This window comes from Neorhizobium galegae, from assembly GCF_021391675.1.
GTDB lineage: Bacteria > Pseudomonadota > Alphaproteobacteria > Rhizobiales > Rhizobiaceae > Neorhizobium > Neorhizobium galegae_B.
The window spans coordinates 458,748-478,010 of record NZ_CP090095.1 but is presented as its reverse complement, the minus strand read 5'-3'; the positions used below and the strand labels follow the sequence as shown (position 1 = coordinate 478,010).

Annotated in this window: 14 protein-coding genes and 1 pseudogene; 8 read left to right on the top strand and 7 right to left on the bottom strand. The window is 63.3% G+C overall.

Translation table 11 applies throughout. From position 1 onward, the window contains the following. Nucleotides 1-6 precede the first annotated feature (6 nt). From LZK81_RS02330 to LZK81_RS02305, 6 genes and pseudogenes are all read left to right on the top strand, one after another. A pseudogene (locus tag LZK81_RS02330) lies at nt 7-1,100 on the top strand (ABC transporter ATP-binding protein). Next, nucleotides 1,097-1,966 (top strand): ABC transporter permease, encoded by an 870-nt coding sequence (locus LZK81_RS02325; RefSeq protein WP_233955081.1) that lies wholly within the window; start codon nt 1,097-1,099, stop codon nt 1,964-1,966. The pseudogene LZK81_RS02330 and the gene LZK81_RS02325 overlap by 4 nt, the downstream one beginning before the upstream one ends. A gap of 3 nt (nt 1,967-1,969) precedes the next feature. After that, complete coding sequence (locus tag LZK81_RS02320; protein WP_046603050.1) at nt 1,970-2,761, top strand: ABC transporter permease; 792 nt, start codon at nt 1,970-1,972, stop codon at nt 2,759-2,761. A 27-nt stretch (nt 2,762-2,788) separates the two neighbouring features. Then, nucleotides 2,789-3,457, top strand: a complete 669-nt coding sequence (locus tag LZK81_RS02315) for an RraA family protein (protein WP_233955080.1) — start codon at nt 2,789-2,791, stop codon at nt 3,455-3,457. A 74-nt stretch (nt 3,458-3,531) separates the two neighbouring features. After that, entirely contained in the window at nt 3,532-5,214 is a 1,683-nt protein-coding gene (gene ggt / locus LZK81_RS02310; RefSeq protein ID WP_233955079.1) for a gamma-glutamyltransferase, read from the top strand. A 145-nt stretch (nt 5,215-5,359) separates the two neighbouring features. After that, the gene (locus LZK81_RS02305) at nt 5,360-6,094 is read left to right on the top strand and encodes an SDR family NAD(P)-dependent oxidoreductase (protein ID WP_233955078.1); all 735 of its coding nucleotides are present in this window, start codon (nt 5,360-5,362) and stop codon (nt 6,092-6,094) included. A 77-nt stretch (nt 6,095-6,171) separates the two neighbouring features. On the opposite strand, the gene LZK81_RS02300 is transcribed toward LZK81_RS02305, so the two are convergent. The 3 genes from LZK81_RS02300 to LZK81_RS02290 are packed head-to-tail and all read right to left on the bottom strand — an operon-like array spanning nt 6,172 to nt 10,219. Then, a complete protein-coding gene (locus LZK81_RS02300) occupies nt 6,172-7,587 on the bottom strand; it encodes an FGGY family carbohydrate kinase (RefSeq protein ID WP_233955077.1) in 1,416 nt (471 codons plus the stop codon). Further along, nucleotides 7,584-8,828 carry an NAD(P)/FAD-dependent oxidoreductase gene (locus LZK81_RS02295; protein ID WP_233955076.1) on the bottom strand — a complete coding sequence of 415 codons (1,245 nt, stop codon included), beginning with the start codon at nt 8,826-8,828 and terminating at the stop codon, nt 7,584-7,586. Before LZK81_RS02295 ends, LZK81_RS02300 begins: the two co-directional genes overlap by 4 nt. Then, on the bottom strand, nt 8,825-10,219 hold the full coding sequence (locus LZK81_RS02290; RefSeq protein ID WP_233955075.1) for an NAD(P)/FAD-dependent oxidoreductase: 1,395 nt from the start codon (nt 10,217-10,219) through the stop codon (nt 8,825-8,827). Before LZK81_RS02290 ends, LZK81_RS02295 begins: the two co-directional genes overlap by 4 nt. Nucleotides 10,220-10,539: 320 nt before the next feature. Between LZK81_RS02290 and LZK81_RS02285 the strand changes: the two genes are divergently transcribed. Both LZK81_RS02285 and LZK81_RS02280 read left to right on the top strand, forming a co-directional pair. Next, complete coding sequence (locus LZK81_RS02285; protein ID WP_233955074.1) at nt 10,540-13,347, top strand: FAD-binding and (Fe-S)-binding domain-containing protein; 2,808 nt, start codon at nt 10,540-10,542, stop codon at nt 13,345-13,347. 11 nt (nt 13,348-13,358) lie between these two features. Next, nucleotides 13,359-14,144, top strand: coding sequence for a DeoR/GlpR family DNA-binding transcription regulator (locus tag LZK81_RS02280; protein ID WP_046603042.1), 786 nt, complete (start codon nt 13,359-13,361; stop codon nt 14,142-14,144). 52 nt (nt 14,145-14,196) lie between these two features. On the opposite strand, the gene LZK81_RS02275 is transcribed toward LZK81_RS02280, so the two are convergent. Genes LZK81_RS02275 through LZK81_RS02260 form a run of 4 tightly spaced genes read right to left on the bottom strand, consistent with a single transcriptional unit; the run spans nt 14,197 to nt 19,217 of the window. Beyond that, entirely contained in the window at nt 14,197-15,711 is a 1,515-nt protein-coding gene (locus LZK81_RS02275; protein ID WP_233955073.1) for an ABC transporter substrate-binding protein, read from the bottom strand. Between the two features lie 19 nt (nt 15,712-15,730). Next, nucleotides 15,731-17,434, bottom strand: coding sequence for a dipeptide ABC transporter ATP-binding protein (locus LZK81_RS02270; protein WP_233955072.1), 1,704 nt, complete (start codon nt 17,432-17,434; stop codon nt 15,731-15,733). Continuing rightward, entirely contained in the window at nt 17,431-18,282 is an 852-nt protein-coding gene (locus LZK81_RS02265) for an ABC transporter permease (protein ID WP_233955071.1), read from the bottom strand. The genes LZK81_RS02270 and LZK81_RS02265 overlap by 4 nt, the downstream gene beginning before the upstream one ends. Continuing rightward, entirely contained in the window at nt 18,279-19,217 is a 939-nt protein-coding gene (locus LZK81_RS02260; protein WP_046609524.1) for an ABC transporter permease, read from the bottom strand. Before LZK81_RS02260 ends, LZK81_RS02265 begins: the two co-directional genes overlap by 4 nt. Nucleotides 19,218-19,263: the final 46 nt, after the last annotated feature.

The following is a 19,263-nucleotide window of genomic DNA, read 5'->3' as shown; positions in this document are numbered from 1 at the left end:
GGACCCATGAAGCTCGCCTCATCGCCCGCCCATATCACCATCGACAAGCTGACCTTCGACTATGGCGGCGAACGCCCGGCCGTCGACTCCTTGTCCTTCGATATCGCCAAGGGCGAATTCATCGGGCTTCTAGGTCCCTCCGGCTGCGGGAAATCCACCACGCTGCGGATGTTCGCGGGGCTTCTCGCCCCGACATCCGGACAGATCATCATGGGCGGCGAGAACATCGTGTCTCGCCCCCCTGGGAGCGCAATCTCGGCCTGGTCTTCCAGTCCTATGCGCTGTTTCCACACATGACGGTGGCCCAGAACGTCGCCTTCGGCCTGCGCCTGCGCAAGGTCGGCAAGGAAGAGAGTGCTTCACGGGTTGCCGAGGCATTGCGGGCGGTTCGGCTCGAAGGGTTTGGCGACCGCCGTCCCGCCGAGCTTTCGGGCGGCCAGCAGCAGCGCGTCGCGATTGCCCGCGCCATCGTCATCGAGCCGGAAATCCTGCTGCTCGACGAACCCCTGTCGAACCTCGATGCCCGCCTGCGCGACGAGATGCGTTTCGAGATCCGCGATATCCAATCCCGCACCGGCATCACCACCTTGTTCGTCACCCATGACCAGCAGGAAGCGCTGACCATGTGCGACCGGATCGCCGTGATGAACGGCGGCCGGCTCGAACAGATCGGAACGCCGGTCGAGGTCTATGACAAGGCCGCGACGCCATTCGTTGCCGGCTTCATCGGCCGAGCCAACAGCGTGCCGGCGACGCTCAGTCTCGGAACCGGCGCGCCGCAGCTCGATCACGAAGGCCAGGCGCTGCCCGCGCCAGGCGTCGACGAACTGCCGAAAGACGCCGGTGAAGGTGCAAAAATGTCCGCCATGGTGCGACCGCATGCCATCCAGCTTTCCAGGCCGGATGCCGGCGGGCTGACGGCACGCGTCACCCGCAGCGTCTTCGTCGGCAGCGTGATCGAGGTAGAGCTGGAACTGGGCGGCGGCCAGAAGCTGGTGGCCGAACTTCGCCCCGGCAGCGAGGAAGCGCAGCTTGCGCAACCGGGCGCCGATGTGGCACTGAGCTGGCGCTCCACAGACATGCGGATCTTTGCCGCATGAACCGCTTCACCGTTCCCGGAACCAGCACGAGACTGACGCCCTGGCTGCTTCTCGCCCCGGTCCTGAGCGTGCTGGCGATCTCCTTCATCGCGCCGATCCTGTGGCTGTTCCGCATGTCGCTGAACATTTCGGATTATGGAGCAATCACCAAGGCGATCAGCCTGCAGACCTATCTCGGCATCCTCCAGGACAGCTATTACCTGGACCTTCTGGGCCGGACGCTACGCGTATCGATCACATGTTCCGTGGTAGCATTGTTGCTGGCCTATCCGATGGCGCTGTCGCTGTCGCGGATGACGTCGCGCTGGCGCACGCCGCTGACCGTGCTCGCCGCATCGCCGCTGCTGATCTCGGCCGTGGTACGGTCCTTCGGCTGGCTGGTGACGCTCGGCGACGCCGGCCCGGTCAACCACCTGCTGCGCATATTGGGGCTGACGAACGCGCCGCTGCAGATGGTCAACAACTTTTCGGGCGTGATTATCGGCCTGTCGGAAAGCATCATGCCCTACATGTTCCTCACCATCGCGGCTGGGCTCGGCAAGCTCGACAGGCGGCTGGATGATGCCGCCATGTCGCTCGGCGCGCCGCCACAGAAAGTCTTCTGGCATGTCACCCTGCCGCTCAGCCTGCCGGCCATCCTTGCCGGGTTGACGATCGGCTTCGTGCTCTGCGTCTCATCCTTCATCACGCCATCCCTGCTGGGCGGTGGCCGGGTGTTCCTGCTGGCGACCGAAGTTTATGACCTTGCGCTTGTCTCGCTCGACTGGCCGACGGCAGCGGCATTGGCCTTCCTCATGCTGGCATTTTTCGTCATCGCGATGGGGCTGGCCGGCCTTGTGCTTCGACTGCTGACCCGGAGGGCCTAAGACATGACAAAGTTCCTGTCCTTTATCTCCCGCACCTATGTCACGTTGGTCTTCTGCATCGTGTTCATGCCGATGGTGATCATTCTCGTCATCTCCTTCAGCGCCGACAGCTACCTGTCCTTTCCGCCTTCTGGCTGGAGCCTGAAATGGTATGGCGCGGTGCTCGGCAATACCAGCTTCATACAGGGCTTCCGCAACAGTGCGCTGATCGCGGTGATCGTCGCAGCTCTCAGCCTGGTGCTCGGCCTTCCGGCCGCCTATGCGCTGGTGCGGCTGGAGTTTCCGGGGCGCGCGCTGATCCGCAGTCTGGTGATCGCGCCGCTTGTCTTGCCGGCGATGATGCTGGGCCTGGGCATTTTGATGGTGTTCACGCCGGCCGGCCTTGTCGCCACCTATCCCGGTCTGGTTCTGGCGCATCTGGTGATGACGCTGCCCTTCAGCATCCGCATCCTGCAGACGGCGCTCAGCAATCTCGGCACCGATGTCGACGAGGCGGCGATGACGCTCGGCGCCCGGCCGCTGCAGGTGTTCATGCAGATCACCCTGCCGCGGCTGACGCCCGGCGTGATCGCGTCCAGCGCCATCGCCCTCATCCTGTCCTTCGACGAGATCGTGCTGTCGCTGTTCATTGTTGGACCGCGGCTGCAGACGCTGCCGGTCGCCCTCTACCGTTATGTCGACGAGCGGACCGATCCGATGGTGGCCGTTCTGGCCGTTCTGATGATCGCGCTTTCGCTTGCCATCGTCCTCGTCGTCGAACGCAGCGTCGGTTTCGCCAAGGCCTTTGGCCGCTAACTTTCACGTCACAGATTGGATCCGAACATGACCTACAAAATCAATCCGATGCCGGCACAGATCGCCCAGCCGGACCTCGACCTGCTGGCCAAAGTCGAAACCGCAACACTTGGCCACTGGCGGCATTTCGGCTTCCTGCACCGGCAGATCCAGCCGCTGATCCCGGGCCGCCGCGTCGTCGGCACTGCCGTCACCATCGCCATTCCCGGCCCGGACTCCACCCTGCTACACCATCTGCTCAGCCTTATCCGCCCGGGCGACTTCGTCATCGTCGACCGGTTGCATGATGACCGTTATGCCTGCTGGGGCGGCGGCGTGACGGTCGGCGCCAAGGCAGCCGGTGCCGTCGGCGCCGTGGTCGACGGCCCTTGCACCGACCTTGAGGAAATCGTCCAGTCGGATTTCCCGATGTGGTGCCGCGGCATCTCGCCGATCACCACCCGCATCTATGACCTCGGCGGCGCAATCAACGTACCGGTTTCTGTCGGCAATACCGTGGTCATGCCGGGCGACGCCGTGCTGGCCGATGAGAGCGGCGTCATCGTCCTGCCGCCGGAAGAAGTGGCATCGGAGGCACAGAAAGCCATCGACATCCAGATCCGCGGCAAGGCGCGCGAGGCAAGCGTGCGCGAAACCGGCGTCAAGCTCGGCGATCTGTCGGGTGCGACCGCCAAAGTTCTGGCAAAGCTCGGCTGATCCATGCTCTCTAGCCGGAGTGTTTGCTCCGGCTCGTTTCCGACGACTGCCATACCCATCGAATTGAGAACGCCATGACCGCTTCCCGTCTACCATTTACCTGCGAAAAATCCCCGGCCAGTGGTGCTGGCGGCATGGTGGTCACCAACCATCCGCTGGGCTCGGCAGCTGGTTTCGAGATGCTGGCGGCAGGCGGCAATGCGGTGGATGCCGCGGTCGCTTCGCTTCTGGCGCTGACCGTGGTCGAACCGATGATGGTCGGCATTGCCGGCGGCGGCCTGTCACATATCCGCATGGCCGGCGGGCCGCATGTGGTGATCGACGCGCTTTCTTCGGCGGCAGCGACCATGCACCCGGAAATCTACGAGCCGGTTTCGGACGAGCCGGCGCGCTACATGGACGCCAAGGGACGGCGCAACATCATCGGCGCATCCTCCGTTGCCGTTCCCGGCAACCTTGCGGGCTGGTGCGACATGCAGTCGCGTTACGGCAAGCTACCCTTCGCCGATGTCGTCGAACCGGCGATCCGCCTGGCCGCGCGCGGTTTCGCAGTCACCCATTACCTGTCCGGCGCGATTGGCGAGGCGGCCGGCGAACTGTCGCAGGATGCGGAAATCGCCAAAATTCTCATGCCGGGCGGGGCGGCGCCGGCACCCGGTGAGCGCCTTGTCATGGGCGATTATGCCGAGAGCCTGCGGCTGATCCAGCGCGAAGGCGCCGCGGCGCTGCATGGCGGTGCGCTTGGCGCGGCGCTGGCCGCGCGAATGTCGACCGGCGGTGATGATGCAGGCTGGGTCACCGAAGTCGACCTGCGCGCCTATCGCCCGATCGAGCGCAAGCCGATCATCGGCAGCTATCGCGGCTTCGACATTGCCGGCCCGCCGCCACCGGCCTCTTCCGGCGTGCATGTCACCCAGATGCTCAACATGCTGGAAGCCTATGACGTGGCCGGCATGGGTTTTGGCAGTCCTCAATCCCTGCATCTTCTCGTCGAGGTGATCCGCATCGCCTTTGCCGACCGGCGGGCCTATTCGGGCGATCCGGCCTTTGTCGACGTGCCGGTCGAACGGCTGACCTCGAAGGCCTATGCCGCCGAATGCCGCGCCCAGATCCGCCGGGCGGCAAGCCTGCCCGCCCCCTATGCGCAGGGCTATGAGAGCCACGACACCACCCATATCACCGTCGCCGACCGCGACGGCAACATCGTCAGCGCCACGCATACGATCAACGGGCTGTTCGGGGCGCGGCTGGCGGTGCCGGGCACCGGCATCATTCCCAACAACTACATGAGCAATTTCGATCCGCATCCCGGCAATGCACTGTCTGTGGTTCCGGGCAAGCGCGTGCCGACCTCGATGGCGCCGATGATCCTGATGAAGGATGGCGCGCCGGTGTTTGCCCTCGGCCTTCCGGGCGGCCTCAGGATTTTCCCCTCGGCCATGCAGGCCATCGTCAACCTGATCGACCACAAGATGAGCCTTCAGGAAGCCGTGGAAGCGCCACGGATTTGGACGCAAGGCCAGGAAGTGGAAATCGAGCAGGCTTATGCGCCGCAACAGGAAAAACTCGAGGAACTCGGGCACGAGGTGCGGGTGATGCCGCATATCGGCGGCGGCATGAACGCCATCGCCTTTGGCGACACGATGACCGGTGCCGCCTGCTGGCGTGCCGACGGCACCGTGGCTGCACTCGGCGGCGGGCTGGCGCGTCCGGGCGTACGTTTCTGGCCGGACAAGGCGCCTGCCAAGCCCGCATAAAACCGATGACGTTCGATCCCATAAAAGCGCATTGATTGCGCGAGACTGCTGGCAGCCGGCAAATTCAGCACGATATCTCCATGGATTGCTATCGAAAAACGACGTTCAGACATTTGATGCCTCTGGCATCCGGAGAAGGCCACCAATGACACAACGTTACATGCTCTTGACGGGTGCCAGCCGGGGTATCGGCCACGCCACGGTCAAACTGTTTTTGGAAAAGGGCTGGCGCGTTCTGACCGTTTCAAGGCAACCTTTCTCCGAGGAGTGCCGCTGGCCCTCAGCCCGCGAAAGCCATATCCAGGCCGATCTGGCCGATCTCACGCAAATCGACAAACTGGCAGCAGACGTGCGCGAGCGGTTGGACGGGGCAGCCCTGGATGCGCTGGTCAACAATGCCGGCATTTCTCCGAAAGGTCCCGGTGGCACGCGCCTGGGTGTCATCGCTTCCGACGCGTTGACGTGGACGACGGTCCTCAACGTCAATCTCGTCTCGATCGCCCTGCTTGCCCGAGCATTGCTGCCCGAACTGGAGGCGGCGAAGGGATCGATCGTAAACGTGACATCGATTGCCGGATCGCGCGTACACCCCTTTGCCGGCGTCGCCTATGCTGCCTCCAAGGCTGGCCTGGGAGCTCTGACGCGCGAGATCGCCCACGAGTTCGGCCCGCATGGCGTTCGCGCTAATGCCATTGCACCAGGTGAAATCGCAACCTCGATCCTGTCTCTCGGTACCGATCAGCTGGTGGAAGCAACCGTTCCCATGAAAAGGCTCGGTACGCCGCGGGAAGTCGCCGAAACCATCCACTTCCTGTGCAGCGAGACATCAGCCTACATCAATGGCGCGGAAATCCACATCAATGGCGGACAGCACGTCTGATCCCGCAAGAACTCCCTGCGATCCCACCGCTTGCTGGCCTCAACGTGCGAGTGCGTTACCGTCGACGACGCCCGCGGCTAGCTGACGGGGCCTAAATGCCAACCCTTGGCCCTGTCCACGGCCTGGGAAAATCGCGATAGCCGCGCGGGCGCGTCACACGGGTTCGGCTCGATAATCTGCGATGGTGCCGGCGTCGAGAGCATTTCGCCAAGCGCACAGGCCGCCAGTTGGGCCGTGCCGTAGGCAGTCAGTTCGTCGACACTCGGAATGACCACCGTGCAACCCGTCGTGTCGGCGAGAAACTGGCATAGGTAACGCGAGCGGCTGACGCCACCATCCACCGAGATCCGGGTCACCGGCGCATCCGACGCCATGGCCGCCACGATTTCGCTGGCACGCAAGGCGATGCCTTCGATCAGCGCCTGTTGCATGTCCTGTCGCGTCGTTGCGCCGGTCATGCCGATGAAAAGCCCGGCTGCACTGCCATCCCAATGCGGGCTGCCAAGCCCCGCCAGGGCCGGCACGAAAGCCAGGCCGCGGTCGATGGCCGGTCCCGCCTCGAAAGCATTGAGTTCCGAAGGGTCATTCAGCAGCCCGATCCTTTGCGCCCAGTTGATCGCCGCGCCGGCTGCGTGGACACCGCCATCCGTGGCATAACTTGTCTCGCCGCCGATCGACCAGGCGACGGTCGGCAGCAGGCCGTTTTGGCGATCCAGGCGCAGGTGCGGGCCGGTCAGCGACAGCGCGAACGCACCGGTACCGAAGGTGATCTTGGTATCGCCGGCAACCCGGCAACCATGGCCGTAAAGGGCAGCCTGCTGGTCGACCACAGAGGCCGTCAGCGGCGTGCCATCGATGCCACCGAAATCGCCGACGGTCGGCAGAATGGGCGGCAGGCACTCGATCGGCACGCCAAAAAGCTGGCAGAGCGTACTGTCCCACTGGCCGGTCGCGATATTCATCAAGGCGGTGCGCGAAGCGGTGGTGATGTCGGTCGCCGCGCGTCCGGTCAGGCGCTGCAGGAAGAACGCATCCGTGGTGCCGAGCATCAATCTGCCGGCACGCCGGGCAGCCTTGACCTCGTCATTGTTCTCCAGCAGCCAGGCCAGTTTGCCGGCTGAGAAATAAGGGCTGAGCGGCAGGCCGGACAGCGCCTTGATCTCGGTTTCCGCGTGGGAAAGAGCGGCAACCTGCGCGGCGGTGCGACGATCCTGCCAGACGATGACGGGAGAGAGCGGCCTGCCATCAATCGCGTCCCAGGCAAGACAGCTTTCACCCTGATTGGACAGACCGATCGCCGTGGCTTCGCCGGCGGCAGAAAGCGCTGCGCAAAGATTGGCGAGCAGTTCCTCCGGATCATGTTCGACCCGATCCGTGCCGGAAAAATGCTGCTTGTGCGTGGCGGAAAAAACGATACTGGCGTCGCCATCGGCCGTGACCCGCAGGGCGCGTGTCGATGTGGTGCCCTGATCGAGGGCGAGGAAAATGCTCATGGACGTGGCTCCAGTCGCAGCTGAAGATCGCTGCTATCGACGGCAAGGTTCAGCCCCGCCAGAGAAAAGCGGATCGGCTTCTGCGGCGCGGTATTGATGCTTTGGGTGCGCAGGACCGTACCGCTGCCGTCCGAGAGGATCAATCGGCCGCGCGCGGCCCCGATAGCGCGTATGTTCAGAGCCGGCACAGTGCCCCTGCCTTCGAGCGTCAGTCGCTGCGGAACCACATATTTCAGCCCTGCGCCAGCGATGATGCGGCGGCCGGGCGTCCTACCGGGTTCGGCATTTCTCGCGTTCGCTAGTTCTGCCGCAATCACGCGGGCCACGCGGCGCCCCTCGGCCCAGCAATGGCCGGCCGTCTCGATCGGGTGAATCATGTTGCCGGCGACAAAGATGTTGGGGTCGGAGCTACGGCCGTACTGGTCGATCACCGGGCCTCCGGTTCCGAGATCGAGCGCAAGGGCGCTTGCCTCAGCCAGCGCCGCCTCCGGGATGAAGCGGCCGGAAAAGATCAGCCCGTCGCAATCCAGCACCGTTTCCTTGCCGTCAGCCAAGCGCAAACGCACGGATGTCACCCGCGGGCTGCCTTCGATGGCGAGCACCTGCGCACCGGTCATGACCGGCACGCCGAGCACTCGCGGCAGTGCAAAAAATGCCGGACGAGCCTGCACCTGGTGCTCCGTCTCCACCATCGCGACGGGCCGGATGCCGTGGCTTCGACAGGTGAGGATCGCCGACAGCGACACCAGTTCGCTGCCGACGATGACCGGGCGGCGAAACGGAACACGCCCCTCCTGGTAGACGAAAGCCTGAAGCGCTGCTGTATTCATCACGCCAAGCGGCCGCACGCCCGGCACCAGCAACTGCGCGCGGGTCGTCTCGCGGGCGCCCGTGGCGATCAGGATGCGGGCGGCCTGGATGGTCTGGATGCCGGCGGGGCTGGCGACCGTCAGCAGGCCGTCTGGACCCGTATGGACGACCGTATATTTTGTCAGGATCGTCACACCGGCCGCCACGGCCGCGCCCGCCAGGCGACGGGCATAGGCCTGGCCCGTGAGGATGCGGCCGAACTCGCGCATGCCGAAGGGTGGATGGCCACAATGGCGGGGGATGCCACCGACCTCGGCACCACGCTCGAGGAGTGCGACTTTGGCCACGCCCCGGCGTTTCAGCTCGATGGCGGCAGACAAGCCGGCAGGGCCACCGCCGACGATTGCGACGTCATACGTTTCCGCGCTCATGGGTCGACCTCCGGTGCGATCGGCACGGACAACCGGCCCTCCGTCAGGCTCGTCAGACGGGCCAGGCAGTTGAACCCCTGACATCGCCCCATGGCGCAACGCGTACGCCGACGCAGCCCGCCAAAATCTCCGGGCGGCAAGGGGCTGCCAAGCGCAGCCTCAATCTCGCGACCGGTCACCATTTCGCAATGACAGACGATGCCGTCATGCCCGGGCGTCTGCCAGTCACGCGGCAGGTGCTCGGCCAGATTGGGCAGCAGGAAGGTCGGCGGCGCTGCGGACCGTTCGCCGCCGGCCGTCCGGCTTTGTGCCCATAGCCCATGGACATGACGGGCAATACCCAGCGCGGCGGTCAGGCCGGTGGAGCGTATGCCTCCGGCGCAGAAATAGCCCTTTTCCGGAAGGCTGTGGACCCGGTAAGGCTTTTCCTCGGAGGCCGGTCGCAAGCCGGCATAAACGGCCGTCACTTGGGCCTGCGCCAGCGCCGGCACAAGCTCAACGGCCTTGGCGATCAGCATGTCGAGTTCCGGCCGGGTGACGTCCGGGCGCTCGCGCTCTTCCTGTTCCTCCGCCGTCGGTCCGACCAGCAGGTTGCCGAAGATCGTTCGCGTCAGCACCACACCCTTGGTGCGGGCCGTCGGCACCGGCAGCAGGATCGTTCGCAGATGCTTGGCGGCAGCTTTGTCGAACACCACGAACTGCCCCTTTCGCGGACGAATCTCGAACTGCGCCTCGCCGAGCAACATCCGCTCGACGCTATCGCCCTGAATACCCGCAGAGTTGATGACGCTACGCGCCGTCAGCGTGCCGGTGGGCGTCTCCAGGTGCCACAGGTCGCCATCGAAACGGGCCGACAACAGCCCGGCGTTGAACTGAAACCGGGCACCCATTGCCTTGGCCTGGGTCGCATAGGCAAGTGGTGCCGACCAGGGATCGATGATGACCTCGCGCGGCACCAGCAGCGCGGCCCGCACATGGGAGCCGAGTGCCGGCTCCCGGGCAAGCACTTCCGCACGACTGAGAAGCAGGGCATCGGCAACGCCGTTCAAGAGCGCCTGATCCAGCAGTTCGGGAAGCCGGGCCTCTTCGCTGTCGTCCCATGCGACAACCATCGCACCGGTCTCAAGGATCGGCAGGTTGAAACCGTTGCGGATCTGCATGTACTCGTCGTAACCCGCCTGCATGCATTGCAGCTCGACGCTGCCGGGCGGCGCATCGAAACCGGTATGGAGGATGGCGCTGTTGGCTTTCGATGCGCCGGACAGGATGTCGGGCGCCCGCTCGAGAACAACGACACTGGCCCCCTCCAGCGAAAAGCGGCGCGCCAGGGCACAGCCGACGACGCCGGCACCGATGATGACCGCATCCACAGGATCGCCGAAAGCCGTCAAAAGCGTACTCCGTTGCCTGCGAAAGCCGCCATATCGACGACCAGGTGAATAGATCTCTTATGCTTACCGCTGCAGAGATCTTTTGACGAGCCAAAATTGTATGTTCGGGCATCTTAATGACTGAATACGTTATTTTACACCCCAAACAATCATGCTAGTGAAGAGCAAGGCGGCTTGATTTTGAGACTGGTGCGGGAGGCGCTGCATCGTCGCGGTCCGCATAAAGAATGGCATGCGGTCCATGGCCGCCAATTTTCTGCGCTGAGGTAACGAACGTGGAGTCTCCAGCCCCCCTGCAAGCCGCGGACTACAGCGCATTTGTGAAAACCTTGAAATCGAAGGGCTTCCGTGGCGAGGCGACCATCGCCGCATCGGACCGCGTGGTGCTGGCGACCGACAATTCCATCTACCAGGTTCTGCCGGATGCTGTGGCCTTGCCGATGGACGAGGAGGATCTCGTGCTGATCGCTCAGCTGCTCGAAGAGCCGCGTTTCCACGGCATTGTTCTTCGCCCACGTGGTGGCGGCACGGGCACCAACGGTCAGTCGCTCGGCAACGGCCTGGTGGTCGACTGTTCGCGCCACATGACCGGGATCCTCGAGATCAATGCCGAGGAGGGCTGGGTGCGTGTCCAGCCCGGGGTGATCAAGGACCAGTTGAACGCGGCACTGAAACCGCTCGGCCTGTTTTTTGCCCCGGAATTATCGACGTCGTCGCGCGCGACACTGGGCGGCATGATCTCCACCGATGCCTGCGGACAGGGATCCTGCGTCTATGGCAAGACCTCCAACCATGTCCTCAACCTGCGTGCGGTGCTGGTTGGCGGCGAGATCCTGGAAACCCGCCGGGCGCCGCTCGATCGGACGATCAGGGGCCGTGCCGGTGAGGTTCTCGCCTGTCTCGACGACATCTCGGCCAGCCAGGCGGACTTGATCGCGGCGCGTTTCCCAAAACTCAACCGATCGCTGACGGGGTACGATCTCGCCCATATCCGTGAAGGCGACACGATCGATCCGGCGGCAGTGCTGTGCGGTTCGGAAGGTACGCTCGCGCTGATTGCCGAGGCGAGGTTGAATGTCCTGCCGATTCCCAAGGCTGCGGCGCTGATTCTCATTTTCTATCCCGATTTCCAGTCGGCGCTGCGGGACGCCCGCGAAATGGCCGTGCTCGGCGCCACTTCGGTCGAAACCATCGACAGCCGCGTGCTCGGCCTGGCACGCGAGGAGCCTACCTTTTCCGCCGTCGCACACCTCTTCCCGCAGGCGGGTGCACAAGGGGTCAACATCGTCGAATTCACCGACGACGACCCGGCAACGCTTGCTGAACGGGTCACAACGCTGGTGGCACAGCTCGCAAGCATGCCCGCGCGGCTCTCGATGACGGTTGCCAACGGCCGCGAGGTAGAGCTGGTCTGGGTGCTGCGCAAGACGGCCGTCGGGCTGCTCGGACGTGCGATCGGCGACAAGCGGCCGATCCCCTTCGTCGAGGACTGCGCCGTTCCCCCTGAGAATCTCGAGCCCTTCATTGCCGGTTTCCGGGCAATCCTCGATCGCGAGGGACTGGCCTACGGCATGTTCGGCCATGTCGATGCCGGCGTCCTGCATGTGCGGCCGGCGATCGACCTTACCGATCCCGCCCAGGAACCGCTCATCCGCCGCATTACCGAAGCGGTCGAGGCGCTGGCGCGCAGCCATGGCGGCCTTCTCTGGGGCGAGCATGGCAAGGGCGTGCGTTCCGAATTCGTGCCAGAGGTTTTTGGGCCGCTCTACCCGTCACTGCAGCGGATCAAGGCGGCCTTCGATCCGCGCAGCCAGATGAACCCCGGCAAGATCGCCACGCCCGACAATGGCCCCTTGTGGAAGATCGACGAGGTACCCCTGCGCGGCCAGAACGACCGCACCGTCCCGGCCGCCCTACGCACTGAATACGCCTCCGCCTTCGGCTGCAACGGCAATGGCGCCTGCTTCAACCGCACGCTCGACGACGTCATGTGTCCCTCGTACAAGGTCACCGGCGACCGGCGTCACTCGCCAAAAGGGCGCGTCGGGCTGGTGCGCGAATGGCTGCGGCAGGGCGGGCCGGACGGTCGCGCCGATCCGCAGTTCGAGATCGAAGTCAAGCAGGCGATCGACGGCTGTCTCAGCTGCGGCGCCTGCACCAGCCAATGTCCGGTGCGTGTCGACGTTCCCTCGATCCGGTCGCTGTTTCTCGACAGCTATTATCGCCGCCATCGCCGGTCCTTACGCGATACCGCACTCGCGCATCTGGAAGGCTTGCTGCCGCTTGCCGCAAAATTCCGCAGGAGTTTCAATTTGATGACCGAAGGGCCGGGCGCATCCTTGATGTCCGCCATTGGCCTGACGGCGCTACCAAGCATGCCGAAACAGGCGCACGGCCTTCGCTGGCTGAAGCAAACCGATATCGCCCGGCTCGACCCGAAGGTCGACGTGGTTCTGGTGCCCGATGCTTTCACGCAGTTTTTCGAGCCGCAGGTCGTCGCGGATCTCGACGTCGTCTTGGCACGCCTGCAGAAAAAACTGTGGGTGGCGCCCTATCGACCTTCCGGCAAGGCTCGCAAGGTTCTCGGGCGGCTGGCAGGGTTTTCCCGTCAGGCGCAAAGGCAGAAGGACAGCCTCAAGGTGATCGCCGCGACCGGCGTGCCGCTGATGGGGCTCGAACCGCCAGTGACGCTCTCCTATCGCACCGACTATCCGGACGACATGCCGGCAGTGGCGCTGCCGCAGCAGATGCTCGCGCCCCTGATTGCCGCATTGCCGGCCCGGACGTCAGAGATGGCGGTGCGGCTTTTGCCGCATTGCAGCGAACGGGTTCTGGGTGCCGGAGCCACCGCAGAATGGCGCATTATTTTCGATCGCCTCGGCATCAAGCTCGACATGCCCGCCACCGGCTGCTGTGGCATGGCGGGGATGTGGGGGCATGAGTCCACCAATCGAACCAAGTCCAATGAAATCTTCGGACACAGCTGGAAGGCTGCGACGGCACCCGGCCCCGAAGCCATTCTCGCAACGGGCTTTTCGTGCCGATGTCAGACCAAACATATGACCGGCACCGAGTTGCAGCACCCGGTCTCGCTGCTGCGGCAGCTGCTGGAAGCACCTGCACGATGAAGGAATAGACGATGAAACCGGCAGCCAGGCGGGAGGAAATTCTCCGGCTTCTCGATGAGACCGGCGAAGTCACGGTCGAGGATCTGGCAGAACGTTTTGATGCGTCCCGCGAGACCATCAGGCGTGATCTCTCGGATCTGGACACCGGAGGTCACATTCGCAAGTTCCATGGCGGCGCGCGCGCCCTGAAGCTGAAGGATGCCTCGCCTCACGAAAGCGAATTCGACACGCGCATGAAGGAGCGAAAGGCGGAGAAGACCGCCATCGCCCGCAAGGCCGCAACCTTGTTCCCTGAGGGCTCCGTGCTGTTCATCGACACGGGCTCGACGACGATCGCCTTTGCGCAGGCGCTGGCCAAGCGGCGCAACATGACGGTGATCACCAATTCTCCGCAGATCGCCAGGATCATGGCTCAGGCGGAGATGCGCCATCATGTCTATCTGGTCGGCGGCGAAATCGCGGCCGAGGGCCGCGAAACATTGGGGGCGATGGCCACCGCACAGATCGCCCAGTTCAAGGCCGAGCATGTCGTACTGACTGTCGGCGCGATCACCGCGACCGCTGTTATGGACTACGACCTGCGGGAAACCGAGATGGCCCGCGCCATGATCGCCCAGGCGCAGAGCATCACGGTTCTGGCCGATCATGCAAAACTCGGACGTCCGGCCGTTTTCCAGGTGGCGGGACTGAGCCAGATCGCAAGCCTGATAACCGACCGCATGCCTGACCCGGAGATGGCGGCGGCCCTTGCCGCGGCCGGTGTCGATATCGTCGTGGCCGATCCCGATCCTTCGTAAAGCGCGCATCAGCCCGATCGGCCAGGCGCCGAAGCGCCCGGCCGACACGTCATCAGTTCTTCACGGTGTCTTCGAGGAAGAAACGACCAAGCGGGTTCTGGTAGAAATTCTCGACATTCTTGCGCGCGACGTTGATGTAAGGGCTGTAGTACAGGTCGATCCAGTGCACGTCGTCCTTTGCCGTCTTCTGGATCTCGACATAAATCGCTTCACGCTTCGTCGGATCGAGTTCCAGGCGCGCCGCGGCCACGAGGTCCTTCACCTTGTCGCTCTTGTAGCGGGTCATGTAGTTCATATTGGTGTCATGGCCGAGGACGAAGGTCGTCTTCTGGTCGGGATCGAGGATATCGTTCGTCCAGTACATCACCGAGATGTCGTAATCACCGGCGATCAGCATATCCCAGCTCTGGCTCGGATCGACCTTCTGCAGGTTGACCGTGACACCCGCCTTGGAAAGCTGCTGCTGCAACAGCACGGCGATCTGCTCGTCGACCTCGTTGCCGGCATTGACAACGTAGTTCAGCGACAAATCTGAGGCGCCGGCCTTAGCAAGCATCGCCTTGGCCTTTTCGGGATCATAGGGATACTGGAAATTGGCGTCGTAATGATAGAGCGAGCCCTTGGGAATATAGGAATTTGCGACCGTTCCGATGCCAAAGGTGACGGTATCGACGATCGCCTTCTTGTCGATCGCCATGTCGAGGGCCTGTCGCACTTCCTTCTTGGCGAGCGCCCCATGCTCATGGTTGATCAGCAGATGGTCCTCGCGGGTCGAGGTGTCGATCAGGACGTTGAGATTGGCGTCCTTCTTCAGCTCCTCGACACGCGAGAACGGCACGAAGATCGCCGTGTCGAGCTGGCCGGCCTGCACGTTCAACATGCGGGTATTGTCGTCCGGCACGGAAATCCACTCGACGCCATCGAGTTTTACCCGGTCCGCCTGCCAGAATTTCGGGTTCTTTTCGAGGATCACGCGGTCGCCGCGCCTCCATTCCTTGACTGTGAAAGCGCCGGAGGACGCGGTCGGCAATTCGGCAAAGGCGTCTTCGCCGGCCTCAACCGCCTTCTTCGACAGGACCGAGACGTTCGGCAGTGCCAGCGTCGACAGGAAGGGCGCAGAAGGCGTCTTCAGCTTGACGGTCAGAGTTTTCGGATCGGTCGCTTTGGCGGTATCGACGATCTTGTAGCTGTCGCTCCATAACGAGCCATCGTTGTCGCGGATGCGCAGCAGGCTGAACGCCGCGTCGTCGGCCGTGATCGGCGAGCCGTCGGAAAATTTCGCGTCGCGGATCTTGAACGTGTAGGTCAGGCCGTCATCGGACACTTTCCAGCTTTCGGCAAGGCCCGGCTCCAGCTTGGTGCCGGTCTTGTCCACCCGGATCAGCACGTCGAAGACGTTGGAGAAGACCCAGTTGTCAACGTTCTGCGCCGATTTGATCGGGTCGAACGTGGTCGAATCCTCGCGGCGGCCGATGGTGAGAACGCCGGCTGCTTCTGCAAAACTTGCGCTGAGGCTGAGGGCGGCGGCAAATGCCGCGAAGCCGACTGATTTCCACTTCCTGTGCATGATGTTGTTCCCTTCTTTGTTATGGCATGCGTTTGATTGATGGGAGAATGTCTGCTGTTGGCTCGGGAATGGCGCCGAGCAGCGGCTTGTCCGGGTCAATATCGGGGATCGCGGCGACGAGTGCTGCCGTATAGGCATGTTTCGGGTGAGAGAAGACCTGTTCCGAAGGCCCTTCCTCAACGACTGCGCCGCGATACATCACCACGGTGCGGGTGCACAGATTGCGGACGATCGCCAGATCATGGGCGATGAAGACGAGCGTCAGGTTCATCCTTGCTGCCAGATCCCGGAAAAGCGCGATGATCTGCGCCTGGATGGTGACGTCGAGCGCGGCAACACATTCGTCGGCGATGATCAACTTCGGATCGACGGCCAGGGCGCGGGCGATGCCTGCACGCTGGCATTGGCCGCCACTCATCGAGCGCGGCTTGCGATTGGCGAACTCGCGCTCCAGCCCGACGAGGTCAAGCAATTCGCCAATGCGGGCAGGAATATCGGCCTTCTCGACCTTCCCCTGAACGGCCAAAACCTCACCGATCGTCTGGCCGATGGTGAGGCGCGGGTTTAAGGCATTGAATGGATCCTGGAAGACCATCGCCGTCTCGCGCCGCAGTTTCGCCAGCGCAGCATTGCGCTGCAGGGCAAGGTCGACGCCCTCGAAGCTTACATGGCCGGAGGAGATCGGCGTAAGGCCCAGTATCGCGCGTGCAAGCGTGCTCTTGCCGCTACCGGATTCGCCGACGATGCCGACCGTCTCGCCAGGCATGATCTGCAGGCTGACGCCGGAGACGGCGGAGACCGTTTTCGTAGCACTCCCTCTGAAAAGGCCGCCCCCGACAGGGAACCGCACATGCAGGTCGTCGATCTCCAGAATAGGCTTCACGGATGCGGCGGCCGGCAGGGCCGCAACTGCAGCAAGGGGCTTCGTGTCCGGCATCGACGGATGACTTTGGATCAGCCTGATTGTGTAGGGGTCCTGCGGTTGCGAGAGGATCTGCCGCTTCGGTCCCTGTTCCAGCAACCGGCCGCCCCGCATGACGGCGATGCGATCGCATGTCTGCGCCACGATTCCGAGATCATGGGTGATGAGGATGATCGACAGGCCGCGACGGTCGCGCAGATCCATCAGCAGCGCCAGGATCTGGGCCTGGATGGTGACGTCAAGGGCGGTGGTGGGTTCGTCGGCAATCAGGATCTTCGGATTGCAGGACAGAGCCACACCGATCATTGCCCGCTGGCGCATACCGCCGGAAAATTCGTGTGGATAGCTGTCGTACTGCCGGAGCGGATCGGGGAAACCGACCTGCGACAGGATCTCCGTCGCCGCCGCGCGCGCCGCCCTGGCATCGAGACCCTGATGATAGCGGATACCTTCGGCTATCTGGTCGCCGATCCGCATCACCGGATCGAGATGGCTTGTCGGGTTCTGAAAGATCATGCCGATCTCGCCGCCGCGAACCTTCAGCATCTCGCTATCGCTCAAGGTCGTCAGTTCGCGTCCCTCGAGCAGGGCGGAACCACCCTCGATCCGCAATCGCGAAGAAGGAAGCAGCCGCACCAGCGATCGGCAGAACAAGCTTTTGCCGGAGCCGCTTTCACCGACCAGCCCGAGAATTTCGCCTCGCGCCAGATCGAGCGATACGGCGTCGAGCAGCATGCGCGTCTCGTCGTCGAGATGCGCCTTGACGGTGAGATTGCGGACGGAAAGAACCGGAGCGCTCATTCGTGCACTCCCAGCAATTCGCCGAGCGCATCGCCGAGCATGCTGAATCCGAAGGCGAGGAAGACGATGGAGAGGCCGGGAAACAGCGTGATCCACCAGGCCGTGGTGATGAAGCTCTGGCCTTCGGCAACCATCACGCCCCATTCCGCTACCGGCGGCTGCACGCCGAGTCCCAGATAGCTGACGGCAGCGCCGCTTAGCAGAACCAGCACTGCATCCGACATGGAAAAAACGATCGAACCGGCAATCGCGTTCGGCAGCAGGTGGCGAAACATGATCCGCATCCGGCCGAAGCCGAGGCTGACCGCTGCGACGGCATAGTCATTGTTCTTGAGGACCAGGATCTGCGCCCGGATCAAGCGAGCGTAGGAAACCCAGCCGACCAGGGCCATGGCAATATAGAAGCTGCCGAGCCCCGGCCCAAGGATGGTGATGATCGACAGCATCAGCACCAGAAACGGAAAAGCGAGGATGATATCGACGATCCGCATGAAAAGCGCATCGACTATGCCGCCGAAGAAGCCCGCGACAGTACCGAGGATGGTCCCGATGACGAACGGAAACGCGACGCCGATCAGTGCGATCTGCAGGTCCACCCGTGCGCCCCAGATGATGCGGGAGAGGATGTCGCGACCGAAATTATCCGTGCCGAAGGGATGCAGCAAGGATGGCGGCTGCAGGCGGGCACCGCCGTCCTGCAGGATCGGGTCATAAGGCGCGATCAATGGCGCCGCGACGGCGAGCAGTACGAAGAACAGGAGGAAGCCGGCCCCGGCCATCAGCATCGTGCGCCGGCCGAGGAAAGTTCTCCAGCCAGAAGCCGTGATGGATATGGCACCGGCGCTCATATCTTTACCCTCGGGTCGGCCGCGACGGTGGCGATATCCGCCAGAAAGTTCACGAGCACGGTGGCGCAGGCAAACACCATGGCAACACCCTGCACGACCATGTAGTCGCGCGAAAAGATGGCGCGCACGAGAAGCTGGCCCATGCCGGGAAGCGCAAAGACACTTTCGATGACCACCGTGCCGCCGATCAGCCAGCCGGTGTTGACGGCGAGAAGATTGATCGTCGGCACCAGCGAATTGGGCAGCACATGGCGCCAGAAAACAACACGTTCCGGCATGCCGCGGGCGCGCGCCGCTGTAGACACATCCGATTTGAGTTGCTCGATCATCGCCGCCCGCAGGCTTCGGGTCAGCACGGTCGACAGGGACAACGCGATCGTCAGGCTCGGCAGGACCAGATGCGACAGCTTTTCGCCCAGGGTCGATCCATAACCGGAGACCGGCAGCAGGTCGAGCTTCACGCTGAACAGGATGATAAGCATCAGCCCGAGCCAGAACGGCGGAAAGCCTATGCCGAAGGTGGAAATGATGCGGACCGCGTGATCCAGGCTCCGTCCGGCATTGCGCGCCGCGATCGATGCCATCGGCACGGCAATCAGGATCGACAGGACCACGCTCGAAATGACAAGTGCGAGCGTCGGCTCGATACGCGTTGCGATCAGCTGGAGCACGTCGATCTTGTAGAGGATCGACTTGCCCATCTCGCCATGGGCAAGGTTTCGGAGGAAATAGAGATATTGCAGCCAGATCGGCTCGTCGAGGCCGAACTGGGCGCGGATATTGGCGATCGCCGACGGCGTTGCACGGGTACCGAGAAGAACGCGCGCCGGATCGCCGGGGATCAGCCGCACCAGAATGAAGGTGATGATGCTGATGCCGAAAATGACCGGCAGGAATTGCAGCGGCCTTGAGAGAACGAACCTATAACGATGCATGGCGACGCCCGCGCCTCCGTCTTCCGATGTTGTCGTTCACCGGTCT

Coding starts and splice junctions, on each gene's coding strand:
- LZK81_RS02325 (WP_233955081.1), top strand. CDS start 1,097: ATGAACCGCTTCACCGTTCCCGGAACCAGCACGAGACTGACGCCCTGG.
- LZK81_RS02320 (WP_046603050.1), top strand. CDS start 1,970: ATGACAAAGTTCCTGTCCTTTATCTCCCGCACCTATGTCACGTTGGTC.
- LZK81_RS02315 (WP_233955080.1), top strand. CDS start 2,789: ATGACCTACAAAATCAATCCGATGCCGGCACAGATCGCCCAGCCGGAC.
- ggt (WP_233955079.1), top strand. CDS start 3,532: ATGACCGCTTCCCGTCTACCATTTACCTGCGAAAAATCCCCGGCCAGT.
- LZK81_RS02305 (WP_233955078.1), top strand. CDS start 5,360: ATGACACAACGTTACATGCTCTTGACGGGTGCCAGCCGGGGTATCGGC.
- LZK81_RS02300 (WP_233955077.1), bottom strand. CDS start 7,587: ATGAGCATTTTCCTCGCCCTCGATCAGGGCACCACATCGACACGCGCC.
- LZK81_RS02295 (WP_233955076.1), bottom strand. CDS start 8,828: ATGAGCGCGGAAACGTATGACGTCGCAATCGTCGGCGGTGGCCCTGCC.
- LZK81_RS02280 (WP_046603042.1), top strand. CDS start 13,359: ATGAAACCGGCAGCCAGGCGGGAGGAAATTCTCCGGCTTCTCGATGAG.
- LZK81_RS02275 (WP_233955073.1), bottom strand. CDS start 15,711: ATGCACAGGAAGTGGAAATCAGTCGGCTTCGCGGCATTTGCCGCCGCC.
- LZK81_RS02270 (WP_233955072.1), bottom strand. CDS start 17,434: ATGAGCGCTCCGGTTCTTTCCGTCCGCAATCTCACCGTCAAGGCGCAT.
- LZK81_RS02265 (WP_233955071.1), bottom strand. CDS start 18,282: ATGAGCGCCGGTGCCATATCCATCACGGCTTCTGGCTGGAGAACTTTC.
- LZK81_RS02260 (WP_046609524.1), bottom strand. CDS start 19,217: ATGCATCGTTATAGGTTCGTTCTCTCAAGGCCGCTGCAATTCCTGCCG.